This is a genomic window from Bacteroidota bacterium (assembly GCA_018698135.1).
Lineage (GTDB): Bacteria > Bacteroidota > Bacteroidia > CAILMK01 > JAAYUY01 > JABINZ01.
The window spans coordinates 1-12,664 of the sequence record JABINZ010000157.1; the positions used below are offsets into that span (position 1 = coordinate 1).

Annotated in this window: 9 protein-coding genes; 3 read left to right on the forward strand and 6 right to left on the reverse strand. The window is 34.0% G+C overall.

The features are described from left to right. On the reverse strand, positions 1-723 hold a 723-nt coding region (locus HOG71_10255; GenBank protein MBT5991219.1), incomplete at its 3' end, for a hypothetical protein. A gap of 148 nt (positions 724-871) precedes the next feature. After that, positions 872-1,957 (reverse strand): glycosyltransferase family 4 protein, encoded by a 1,086-nt coding sequence (locus tag HOG71_10260; protein ID MBT5991220.1) that lies wholly within the window; start codon positions 1,955-1,957, stop codon positions 872-874. Between the two features lie 375 nt (positions 1,958-2,332). On the opposite strand from HOG71_10260, the gene HOG71_10265 reads away from it, so the two are divergent. The 3 genes from HOG71_10265 (at position 2,333) to HOG71_10275 (ending at position 6,669) form a co-directional block, all read left to right on the forward strand. Beyond that, on the forward strand, positions 2,333-3,328 hold the full coding sequence (locus HOG71_10265) for a hypothetical protein (GenBank protein ID MBT5991221.1): 996 nt from the start codon (positions 2,333-2,335) through the stop codon (positions 3,326-3,328). A gap of 123 nt (positions 3,329-3,451) precedes the next feature. Continuing rightward, a complete protein-coding gene (locus HOG71_10270; protein MBT5991222.1) occupies positions 3,452-5,581 on the forward strand; it encodes a T9SS type A sorting domain-containing protein in 2,130 nt (709 codons plus the stop codon). 32 nt (positions 5,582-5,613) lie between these two features. After that, complete coding sequence (locus HOG71_10275) at positions 5,614-6,669, forward strand: glycosyltransferase family 4 protein (protein ID MBT5991223.1); 1,056 nt, start codon at positions 5,614-5,616, stop codon at positions 6,667-6,669. Here the strand turns inward: HOG71_10275 and HOG71_10280 are convergent. From HOG71_10280 to HOG71_10295, 4 genes are all read right to left on the reverse strand, one after another. Beyond that, complete coding sequence (locus HOG71_10280; GenBank protein MBT5991224.1) at positions 6,659-7,438, reverse strand: FkbM family methyltransferase; 780 nt, start codon at positions 7,436-7,438, stop codon at positions 6,659-6,661. The two genes, HOG71_10275 and HOG71_10280, sit on opposite strands and share 11 nt — an antisense overlap. Continuing rightward, entirely contained in the window at positions 7,438-8,310 is an 873-nt protein-coding gene (locus tag HOG71_10285) for a phosphatase PAP2 family protein (protein MBT5991225.1), read from the reverse strand. The genes HOG71_10280 and HOG71_10285 overlap by 1 nt, the downstream gene beginning before the upstream one ends. An 8-nt stretch (positions 8,311-8,318) precedes the next feature. Continuing rightward, the gene (locus tag HOG71_10290; GenBank protein MBT5991226.1) at positions 8,319-11,942 is read right to left on the reverse strand and encodes a S8 family serine peptidase; all 3,624 of its coding nucleotides are present in this window, start codon (positions 11,940-11,942) and stop codon (positions 8,319-8,321) included. Between the two features lie 35 nt (positions 11,943-11,977). Continuing rightward, the coding region (locus tag HOG71_10295; protein MBT5991227.1) for a class I SAM-dependent methyltransferase at positions 11,978-12,664 on the reverse strand (687 nt) is incomplete at its 5' end.

Here is a 12,664-nt window from a genome sequence, read left to right on the forward strand (position 1 = left end):
ATCTATTTCAAGTTTTGGAAGTTTCATCCGTTTCAAGAGTTCTTTCCTGTAGGATTCGACCATTAGCAAATGGATGTTTAAAACGGTAACATCTGAACGTATATCCTTAACATGCTGCAATATCCAAAGAGGATAGGTGTCATTGTCGCCATTGGTGAAAATAATGGCATTTTTATCAACTGACATTAACATATTGTATCCAAAGGCAAGTAGCCCCTGTGAAAGATCATTGGAATTAAACCACTTTTCACAAAACTCCTTCATTTTTTCATTGTTGTGATGCAAAAGGTAATAAACAATGAAATCATCATAGGTTTCAACACGATCTGGAGCAATTTCGTAAGCTTTTTTGAGAAAGGGAAAGTTTTCAGGATTATTCCCACCATTATACCATTTTATGTAATTGTATTCAAATGAATTGGGAATAGTACGTTCACATTTTTTAATGATGTCATTTAGTTCGGATAGAACATTCTCCTTGTTGTTTGTCCATTCCTTATTATTGGTTGTTAATTTATACATCCTGTTGGCTGTATAATAATTTAGCCAGGCATCTGCATTTGTTGAATCTTTATCTAATTCTGCTTTCCATAAAGATGCTTGTTCTAAATACCATTCAGATGAGTGGATTTGTTTTACAATTGAATAAACTTTTTCAGGCTTTTGTGCTTGGAGAAAAAAACCCAAAAATAGCAAAACGTGCATTGCTAATATTTTCTTCATAGTATATGATTTTATATATGATACACCTGAAGATGAAAAAGGTTCAAAAATAAATACAGAAAATTTTGTCTCACCTGAAAAAACATCTTTACTATAATTTATTCAGATTATATTGAATTCAGAACAGCTGGCTTGGTTTGTAAAAGGACTATGAAACCAAATCCATATACATCTTATACGTTTTCTCTACAGTATCCATATGGTTTACGTTTTGATCAATATGCTTTTGAGCATCCTTGCCCCACTTCTTACATTGTTCTCGATTGTTGTAAAGAAACATCATTCCATCAGCCAATGCTTTTGCATTCTTCGCTGGAACTACCAGTTCTTCAGCTCCTTCCATATGTAACTCTCTGTTTCCGGTTATATCTGTTATGAGTGGTGTTGTGCCTAAACACATCGCTTCAATAACTGATTTTGTTATGGATTCTCCCTTGATGGAAGAGGATACAAAAACATCGCTTGCGCTAACAATACGTAATGAATCATCTCGAAAGCCAAGAACATGAATTTTGTCTCTTTTTTTAGCATTTTTAATGATATCAAGATTTTCAAAGTGTTCTTTGCTTCCTCCTGCAATAAGCAAGTGGATAGGTATTTCCTTAGGTATTAAATTGATAGCTTCAATTAAATAAGTAATGCCCTTCATTGGTCTATCATTGGCAGTGCAGCAGAGTGTAAATGAGTTTTCGGGAATTTCTTCTAATTTTAATGGTGTGATATCTTTATACCATTCTAAAGAATGACCTTTATTAATAGTTATTGTTCTGCTATTATTAAATAGAAGCTGCTTGTTAATTTGATCCTGAACGGCTTTTGAATTACAGAATATTTTATCGACTCTTGGATGTAAATACTTAAGGTAAGCAGTTGGATCGTACCAATGAATATTGCCTGTATAACCCCTATACAAAACAATTTTAACATCCAATCCTTTAGCAGCCTTAATTCCATTGATAATCGATCTGCTATTAAACAAATGAATAATTTGTATTTTTTGCTCAATTATAGTGTTTCTGATGAAGGCAATTTCTTTTCTATCAAATTTCTTTCTGGAAAGGAAATCAATAACTTTTATTCCTGCAGCTTCAAATCTTTTAGCATATTCTGATCCGCCAGGAGTCATTATTGTTATTTCTAATCCCATTTTTTTTAAGCCAAAAAATATCTCAGCTTCGGGTCTTAAGGCTAAAATTCGATTGTAGTTGCTTAATACAAGTATCTTTATTGTCATAGACACATTTTTGTTCGTATTTCAAAAATAGAAGGAACTAAGCTAATATGCTTATTACATCTTGATTACTTCGTTAATTAAATTTTAAGTTGCAAGCTTTTTTAGTAAACACTCTTTACAATTCATATGTTTAAAGATTGTCAATGCATTATTGAGCTGATTAGCCATAAAATATTTTCCATTTGGTTTATGTAAATTTACATATGAAACGAACATGAGTAAAATGTTCCTCACATAAGGGGATGATTATCATGTTAGTTCCATCTGACCTTTGAAAAATAAATTATAGACAGATGAATAATTCATATAGGTTTGAATTGGTGTTACAGAAAACAAGTTTCAGATTTACACTTGTATACTTTAAAGTTTGTTAATATGAAAAAAAAACTATTAGTTGCTTCCATCTTTATTTCTTTTTTTAGTCATGCACAAAATGCAAAATTCGATTCAACGAGCTTGAATAATTTTTCGCTATTTGGCGACATTGGTGTTGGAGTTTTTGAAGATGATGTGAATGCAGATTTGCACATTTTGAAAGTATGCCAAGGGTTTGAAATCAATAAATTAGAAAAACAGCCTTATTTAAGATTGGAATTTGAAAAGGATTATACGCATTTAAAACACAACTACCCTAATCAGGTATGTAATCAAAAGCAGGATATTGACTATAATGAAAGGTGGGATTTTAACATTGACAACAGATACCTCTGGTTTGAAAATAGTTCCCGTTTAAGAACTTCAGTTACAACACCTCTTTATTTATCTAAACTGGGATCAGTAGGAATTGGAAATATTCCGCCTACATTCCCTCATGCAAAGCTGTATGTTGAAAGATCTATTTTAATCTCAAATTCTGAAGGAATTAATGGGTATGGAATATTAATTGATGATGATGAAAGATTAGTATTTAAACCTCAAAAATCATCAAGCAGTTCTAAACCAAAAGATTTTAATACAGATGATAAGTGTATTTTGATCTCTCGAGAAGGCCAGTTAGTTATAGGAAGTGAACTGTTAGAAAAATCGGAACATTATTCAAATTATAAGTTATCGGTTTGCGGGAAAATTGTTGCTAATGAATTTGTTGTGGTACCTCTTAAAGATAATTGGGCAGATTTTGTTTTCGATGACAATTATAAGTTTCTTTCACTTTCTGAATTAGATGAGTATATATCCTTAAATAAGCATTTACCAGATGTTCCAACCCAAGAAGAAGTGAGAAATAATGGTTATAATTTGAATGATATGAATACGATACTTCTTCGTAAGGTTGAAGAGCTAACACTTTATTTAATTGATCAAAATAAAGAGATGAATATTCTAAAAAAAGAAGTGCACGATCTTCAGAAATTAGTAACTACTAAATTCTAGATGATGAAGAGGCTCCTTTCTTTCTTATTAATAATGTCTTTCTCTTTTCTAGTTTCAAGTCAAAATTGGGAGTGTAACTCTATTAAATATGCATTTTACAAGGAAAGGTTACAAACGAAATTCATGAGATATGGCCCATCCTTTATTGACTATTCAAATAAGCTGGCTCAAATTCCATACTTTTTAAAGGATTCAACTCAAACCAATGGATTTATTGAAGGATTAGACATAAAAAAAGTTCCAGCTTTTGGATATAATATACCGGCAATAATTTGGGGATATAATAGTCAGCCCGATAATCTCAGATGGGGAGATGCTCCAAAGTATTTAGCGTTTTATATTGCCACCCTTGCTACTGAGTATAAATTATTAAAAATGTATAATAATGATTTTTCCAAAACAAGAAATGATTTATTATGGGCTATTGAAGCGCTTGATCGACTTGATAACTGGGGAGAGTATTTGAATTTTGGTCCATGTAATACATCAAAAGCAGACAATCCGTATCTGACAAACACAAAAAATGGATATTTCATTCGTGATGATGTTGGTGAATGGGCTGAAGATTATTTTTATAAAAACAATTTAGATCACCTAGGTGAGGTTCCCAAAGAGATTATTGATAGCTCGGAATTAAAAAAAGATTTTATGGATATTGACTACTTTGGCAGTGGATTAATGACTTTTAAGGGAGGTATTGAATTTTATTGGCTTAAAAGAGATGCAAATGATGAAGCATGTCGAAACAAAGAAATGAGCAAGGATTTGTGTTGGCATATTTATATGGGATTAGCATTGGTTAGGGCTTGTGTTGATGATGAGGAAATTCTTAAACTAACAACAGATATTGCAATCAGAATATATGACAATTTTAACCCAGATAATTTTAATAATCCACTTTGGTTCATTAAGAATCCTGTAACAGGGGAAAATGTTAAAAGAGGATCATATATAGGTAGAGAAGCCATTGGCTTTGGGATGGCAGCAGAATACATTACGGATGGGAAAGTTGAACTAAGAGCAGAAAACATACTGAAATATTATGCTAATAACCCGAATTCATATCTGAAAGATTTTAATTTATTGAAATTTAATACTGCTAATCAAGCGAGATTAATATTGTTCAATGCTTCTTATATTGATTTAATATCCGCATTTATCTACCTATGTCCAACAAAGGCAATTACTATGAATTTGCCAAATACAGAAAAAATTACAGAACAAATGAATGAGCTCCCAACTATTTCATTAGCTACACTCGGAGGTATTTGGGATTACAAAACAATAAAAAAATATACATATGAGCGAAATAAGTATGAATATTTACCACTTATTTATTGTTTAATGAACGACAAACCAATTGATATAGAGGCAAGTTATTTTAAGAACTTACTAAACAGGGCTCCTTGTGATGGTCCTTATTGCAGATGGCTTAATCAGGATGTTGGAAAAACAGAACCGGAAAATAAGTATTGGCCAGATGACGACTGGCGTTTTATTAATAGACTCACCGGAGACAAGAATACATATTATCAGGGATACTTATTTAATGGATTAGACTATTTATTACTTCACAATTTATATTACATTCTCTACAAAGAATGGTTGCCACCATATTATGATAAAGTTAATTCAACAATAACACATAACTTTCCCTATTCGACAGGATCCTCTACACATGGTTCCAAATCAAATCACATTCATTTGTCAGCAACTGAAACAATTACAGCCTCAAATATTATTGAAAGTAATGCAAGTGTAACCTATCATGCAGGCAAAAAAATTATTTATAAGCCAGGATTTGAGATAAAGAAAGGAGCAAATTTCAAATCCTATATTGAAGAGATAGAATGTAATGACTGCATTGATTACTCTTCAAAAAGGAGATTGCCTTTTGTTCAGGATGCTTGCAATGAAGAAGTTAACCCTATAGATAATACAGATTTTTCAGTAGATACGTTACAAATGGAGATGTTTACCGAAAAGAAAGTAGAAGGGGAATTCGGCTTAATTTATCCTATACCCGCCAGAAATAGTATTAATTTGGAGTTTAGTATAAGTGAAGAAAGTGAGCTACGGATTGACATTATTAATCAAATGGGAGTTCATATTACTACTTTGATAAGTGACTCATATGCGCAAGGGAACTATGTTGAAAAAATTGACCTTTCCTACCTGCCAAACGGAACTTATTTTTGCAGAATTCAAAATTCATTGCAAAGTCGGATGTTAAAATTTGTAATACTTCGATAAGCAAAAAATAATTAGTACTTAATTTATTAATAATGAAAATAGCACTTATTCATTATAAGCTTGTAAAGAAAGGAGGCTTGGAAACGAGGCTCTTAAATTATATCGATCAATTTGTTGCTTTAGGAAATCAAGTATCAGTATTTAGTGTTCGTATTGATAGCAGCATAAAGCTCCCTCCAGATGTCGAAATTATTAAGGTTAAGCTTGGAATTGTTCCAAATCCTTTTCGAAAATGGTACTTTAACGTTAAACTCGGAAGAATAATAAGAAAGCAAAAATTTGATTTTAGTTTGTCTCTTGGACGAACATCGCATCAGGATGCAGTTTTGGCACCGTCAAACCATTTGGGATACTTAAAAGCATTGGGAATTGAACGTAAGGGTTTGCTTGACTATTTACAAATATATTTAGATAAGAAGTCATATCAGAAATCAAAGATTGTCTATGCCGCATCTTCCATGATGAAAGAGGAGTTGATAAAACTCTATGGAATTGATTCAGCAAAAATTAAAGTTCTTTACCCACCACTTGATAGTCTGAAATTTCGAAGATGTTCTCAACAGCAATCCTTGGATTTTAAAAAGAAATTTGGCATCAATCCCAATAAAAAGTCATTTGTATTTGTTACTACAAACATGCATTTAAAGGGAATTGGTTTGCTGGAAGATGTTTTTAGCAAACTTGATCCGAATTTATTTGAACTCTTCATAGCTGGAAAAACAACATTATCAAGTAGGCATGAAAATATTAAGTTTTTAGGTTATGTAGGAAATATCCATGAATTATATGCTGCTTGCGATTATTTAATTCATCCTTCCAAATTTGATGGCTTTGGGCAAATAGTTTCAGAAGCATTGCAAAGTGGATTACCAGTAATTATTTCTGACAAAACAGGTGCAAAGGAAATTATTACAGCTCAATTAGGAATTGTTGTGAATGGCTTTGATGCGGAAGTATGGCGAGAACTGATTTTAAATATCGGAAATCATCAATTTAACATTCCTACAAACTTTGCAGAAGTTCAGGGGTTGTCAGTTAATCAACATACTGCAAAGATGCTTCAGTTGTGGGAAGATATTAGCCAATAAGTTTTGCCAGTGTGTCTGAACCAAAATCTTTAAGCTGATATGCTTGTTTCTCTAATAAGCTTTCAGCGTTTTTGCAATCTTCAGTTGATAAATGAATATTCTCAAAAATAATCACATTTGGTTTAAGTGTTTCAAATGGAAATTGCTTCAATAACTCAAAATCGTATCCTTCGGTGTCAATCTGCAATAAATCTATTTTTTTAATGGTGTTTTTTGCAATCAGATCATCAAAACTAACGCATTTTACTTCATCAAATGCAACAAATGTTTCTGGATTTAAGGGCATTTTTACTCCTTCATTTTTACTCTTTCGTATTACCCGCTTGCTATATATAAGTCCTTTAATCTTTGCTTCATCAAAGGAACTTAGTCCACTGGCCCAGCGAGAATTTGAAACTGCAATTTTATAGAGTTTTCGACTTTTGCTTTTATTGTCTATAGCAACATTCAGAAGTTTAACATTTTTTTTCCGATAGATATATGATAGTATTTTGAATGGTTTTGGTTGAGGTTCAATTAAAATCCCCTTCCATTGATCACGTAAGATAAATTTATACAATAAGTCATTCTGAAACCCATCGTTGCTACCCACCTGAATAAAAAATAAATTGGGATTTTTTACTGAATAGTCGTTAAGGAATTCATAAATACTTCCTGTAGTAGCTTTCCAGAAATAACGATAATATAAACGCATCAATCTGGAGAAATCAGCTAGCAATACTTTTCTTATAAATATGAGTAATGCTCGTGAGCTTTTGTAGAAGTTCATTAGAAACTATAAGTTAAGGCCAACCCTTTTGCTTCTTGGTAATAAAAGGGAGCAATGGTTAAGTTCTTGTTGATTCCGCCATGATGAAAACGATGTACAGCTTGTGCCGTAAAAAAGCCAATGGCGGATCCAAGAAATATATCAGAAGACCAATGATAGTTTTCGTATACACGGGAAAGCGCTGTTAGCGAAGCTAATGTATAGGCAATAGCAGGGATAAAGGGGTGTCCTTTAAATTCAAGCGCTATGGTGGTAGCAATCGACCAGGCGGAGGATGAATGACCAGATGGAAAGGAGTTGTTGTTGAGTGAGAATGGACTGCCCCACCAGGTATCATACGGATCACCAGTTTTGGGCCTTCGTCTTTGGGTTCCATATTTTAATATATAGACAAAACCACTGGAGATGAGTAAACTTTGCAAACCTAGCAAAGAAACATTTTTAGCTGTTTGATCTTTGAAAATGGCTCCATAAACAAAATTTAAGGCGAGGAAAGGGAATGTATAAGCCGGATTTCCAAATACCTCAGCTCCGTGAAAAAGATAATCTGTGTATTTATTCTGATTGCCTTGTGTGAAGTCTTTTATAGATTGATCTGCCGGATATAATGCTGCTGTTCCTCCCAAAATCAATCCTGCTGTTAACCATTGTTTCCCACTCCAATGAAAAGGGGAGCTGACTATGTGTTTTGTGCAAGTCCAGTACGATTTCAGATAAGCACCATTTAATTTTAATGTATCTGCTTGTGCCATCGGTTTGAAATGAATTTCTGTTTCGAAAAGATCAAATTCAACTGCTGCTGCAATGCTCTTATTTGAAAACAAAACGAATATGAGTAATAAAAGAAGTATTGGACGTGAAATTATATGCATATAAAAGCTTAATAAATGATAATTTTTTGAGTATAAATCTGGCTTCCACTATTCAATTCGATAAAATATAAACCCTTTTCTAATCTCCTCAAATCAATTGAATTATTGTGTCCTGGTTTAGATAGAATTGTCTGTGAATAAACCTCCTTTCCCAAGCATGATAAAACACGAATATCCAGTTTTTGCGATATTGAATTTTCTGATGAAATAATAAAAACACCCTGACTGGGATTGGGGTAAACAGAATAACTAGATAATTGATTTTCAAATAAGCCATTGTCTTCAACAAAAAAGCTTAAACAAGTAGAATCCATGCAACCATCAACATAATGTGTTTCCAGACAAACAGAATAGCTCCCTTTAGCATTGTAAATGTGACTTGGATCTGATAATGTGGAACTATCGCCATCTCCAAAATACCATTTGTAATATAAAGCGGAGGAGTCAGTGGCCTTAAAATGAACAAGCAAGTTGTCAGCAAAATAAGTCCAGCTACTATTCATATCCTGAACAGGAACAAAAATAGAATCTGTAATACCTATTGGATTGCAATTATCGCTAATATGGAGTTTGTAAAAATTACTTTCTGAGGGGAATGTTTTTAGTTTTAAACCATGGCTTAGTGGAGGATCCCAGTTGAATTGATAACTGTTAGGATCGCCACCGCTGGCGTTGGAGTTTACAATAAGCTCTTCTCCTTCACATATCGTATTTTCAGACGCTGTCAATTTTATATGCAATGCATCCCTGACAATGATACGAATTGAGTCAGTCACTGAGCTTGTTGAACAACTATCGGTTAAATAGCAATAATAGGTTGTGGATTTACTTGGTTGAACACTAAGGTTCTTATCTGAGCTTAAATTATATAACCAATAGAAATGATAATTAGATTCCAGTCCACCATTGTTTGTCGCTACTAATTGTACAGTGTCGCCTAAACAAATAGAATCTTTATCTGCTATTAATGATACGCTTAAAGGTGCTCGAACAACCACATAAATGGAATCTTTTACAGGGCTTAAAGTGCAGCTGTCCCAAACCTCAACAAAGTAAAATTTGCTATTATTAGGTGTGTCGGCTAATGTGCTTGAGTTTCCTGCAAAACCAGGCCATTGATATGTGTAATTTCTAATTTTACCTTCAGATGCCGTAGCATTAATGCTAACACTTTGTCCAAAACAAATCGTATCGGCTGAAGTGCTCATACTAATCATGATAGGATTGTGGCTCGAAACTGCTGGAGAAAATTCACTTCGTACGCCATTTGAATCAACTGCCTTGATGCTGTAATAAGCTTTTTTCAAATCACTTGAAATAAGATGGTAGTAAAAAGTGTCAATTACATTGGCCTGCCATGTCCAATGGTCATTATGAAGCTCAAATACATTATATGATTTTGCTGGTTGAACTTTATTCCATGTTAAAAGTACATTTTGTTTGCAAGCATCTACAAAAGGCTTTTCAGCCCTATACATAATGGAGAAACAATTTTCACTCTCAGAACTTAAGGCCCCAGAGCTGACACGAATCAGACATTGGTCAGATGAAATCGAAGGGACACTCCATTCATAATATAGTTGTGTTGCAGGAATACTATTTTTTAGAATTTGCCAGTTTGATCCGCTATCTATTGAAAATTCAATTTTAAAAGTACTTCCATTTCCAAATGCATTCCATCTGATAATTTCAGTATTGGTCGGAGTCAAACTTTCGTGTCCGATGGGATAGGTGACTTTTATGTGATTTTTTTCTGCCAGCCAACTTAACGAAAAGGTTTGATATCCGATTGGAATGATCTTTCCTTCTACAGCAAAAATGTATTTGCCAGGAGTTGGATTTTTCAATACAACTTGTTCAATATTATTGAGGGTGTCCGTCCCTTTTGTAGCATTCGAATCAGGATTAAATGGATCAAGTACAAAAGGATAAAAAGGATTCCCCAATGCATCATAAACCTTCAAATCCAGATGGTTAATCAGGGATATTGAGTCTTCTTTTTTATAAGCAGAAGTTGGTGGATCTGTCCAACACAACATGACTTTCAATTCTTTTATGCTGCTATCTATCAGAATGCTATCATAAAAAACCTGACTGTTCGAGATACTGTCGTATAAAAAATACTTGTTTTCAATAGCTTCAGCTGATTTTAAACCATCTAATCGTCCAAAGCCATGTTGGTAATCTGGTCCTTCACGACCCAAATCAAGGGCTGTGTTGCAAACAATAGCCTTTATTGTAGATGCTTCAGGATCTTTTGAATAAAGTTGTCGATAGAGCTGATAGAGTTGTGCAATAGTACCAGAAACACTCGGGCAAGCGAATGATGTTCCGCTACCTGACCCAGAATATCCGTCATTGTGAACAGTTGATTTAACACCAACACCGTCACCACAGATTTCAGGTTTCAATCGTCCGTCTCTAACCGGTCCCCAATTGCTAAACCCACTCATTACATCTTTATAGTCAACTGCCCCAACAATCAGCGCATTTTTAGAAGCATGAGGGCCACTAGCCATGGTTCTATATCCACCCTGATTGCATTGAGATTGGGCATTACCTGCTGCATAAACGTGCATGTAATTGGGGTAAATATCTACCAATCTGTCGATTAAAAAACTCATGATATCGTAATACCCCCTTTTATAGCAGGTATCCCAGCTGGGTGTATAATAATAGGAGTTTTGCGTAATAACCAATTTATCATTTTGATAGGCAGAATCCATTTCATGTGGTATCCACCAATAAAAGTCATAGGAAAAAATCTTTGCTTCAGGCGCCATTCCCTTGTAGTAGGGATCAAGAATTCCTGCGCCTGCCATGGTTCCTGTAACATGAGTACCATGACTATGGATAGGATAATCTGTTTCACGAATGGTCAGTCGACTATTATAGTCGATGTGGCTTCCAACTGGCCCAGCATCCCAAATGCCCATATTCACACCTTGGCCTGTTAATTTTCGTCCATTATTAGGTTTGTTGAGGACATTTGATCGAATGGCTGTTCGACCGGGAAGGTTTGATGTTGTAAAAGGAGGAGGAAGTGGTTCCATCCAACTTACCCATGCTTGTTGTCCTAATTCGATAATTTTATTTTGTGCAAGGCGAATTACTACATTGTTTAGTGCTGGAGTATAGTATAATACTTCTGCTTCTGATAATTTAAGTTCATTCAATATATCCCATCCTTTTATTCCCTTAAACCAATTCAATGAAATATCAATCGTTGTTGAAGCATCAATTGAAAGATTACTAGTCAAACTTGCATGAGTTTTATCCAAGGCAAGAATTGGATGGTAGGAATGAAAAGCAGGAAAATACTGAAAGTCATTCATGCTACTGGCCGGAATAGAGATGACGTAAGTATTAGAACCTAAATAGTCTAATAACGCTACTCCAAACTCCTGATAAGATTGAATGCTTCCCAGATTTGGCAAGTATTTGAAATGGGCAATAATATAAATCGTGTCGTGGTAACTTGCTGATTTAATATCCTGAACGGACAGTTTAATTTCTTTATCAAAATCAATTGTTCGATAGCGTAAATCGAGTGTCAGATTTTGAGATGAGCTTGTCAAAACAATCAAGCTAAGACTTAAAAACAGGAATATGGATTTTATTTTATTTTTCAAATTGAATCATTAATTACAGAGAATCGCAGAACTGCTTATTTTTTTCGTATTACAAATAATTTACTAAGATAGCCAAAGTTCTTATTTGATTCAAGTTCATAGTCAATACGGCCATTAAATGCAGGATCCGTGTGATTGGTACTGATAGCTTCCAGTATCTGACAAGATGCTTTATCGGTTATTGTTTTGATTTCTTCTTCGCCAATTACATGCATTTCCATTTGAAAGCCTGAACCTATGCCAATTAAGGCTAATCGTTCTCTGATTTTTATACTTGAGCGAATTTTTTGAACGAAAGTGAGCTTCCGTAAATCGGCAACGGGTAACTGAAAAATAATGAGTCCATTAGGCTTACAAATTCGTGCAAACTCATTAATATAATTGACTGATGCTGGTTTAGGTATGTGCTGAAGAACGATTGTTGTGAAAATAAAGTCAAAACTATTGTCCTCAAAAATGGATAGATCATTTTGTTCATTATGAACAAAACTCAGTTTTTCAGTTGATAAATCATTTAATTCTTTGGCTTTGGCAATCATAGTTGATGAAACATCAAGTCCAACAACCTGGTCGAAATGTGCGGACAATGCCCTACTTAATCGTCCAACACCACAACCGAAATCAAGACAACGTGCATACTCGTTTGAGAAATATTTTTTTTGCTGGAGCATTTGGATAATTGAATCGACTTCTGTTTTTCCCATGTCAAAAAACTCATCCTG

Coding starts and splice junctions, on each gene's coding strand:
- HOG71_10260 (MBT5991220.1), bottom strand. CDS start 1,957: ATGACAATAAAGATACTTGTATTAAGCAACTACAATCGAATTTTAGCC.
- HOG71_10265 (MBT5991221.1), top strand. CDS start 2,333: ATGAAAAAAAAACTATTAGTTGCTTCCATCTTTATTTCTTTTTTTAGT.
- HOG71_10270 (MBT5991222.1), top strand. CDS start 3,452: ATGAGATATGGCCCATCCTTTATTGACTATTCAAATAAGCTGGCTCAA.
- HOG71_10275 (MBT5991223.1), top strand. CDS start 5,614: ATGAAAATAGCACTTATTCATTATAAGCTTGTAAAGAAAGGAGGCTTG.
- HOG71_10280 (MBT5991224.1), bottom strand. CDS start 7,438: ATGAACTTCTACAAAAGCTCACGAGCATTACTCATATTTATAAGAAAA.
- HOG71_10285 (MBT5991225.1), bottom strand. CDS start 8,310: ATGCATATAATTTCACGTCCAATACTTCTTTTATTACTCATATTCGTT.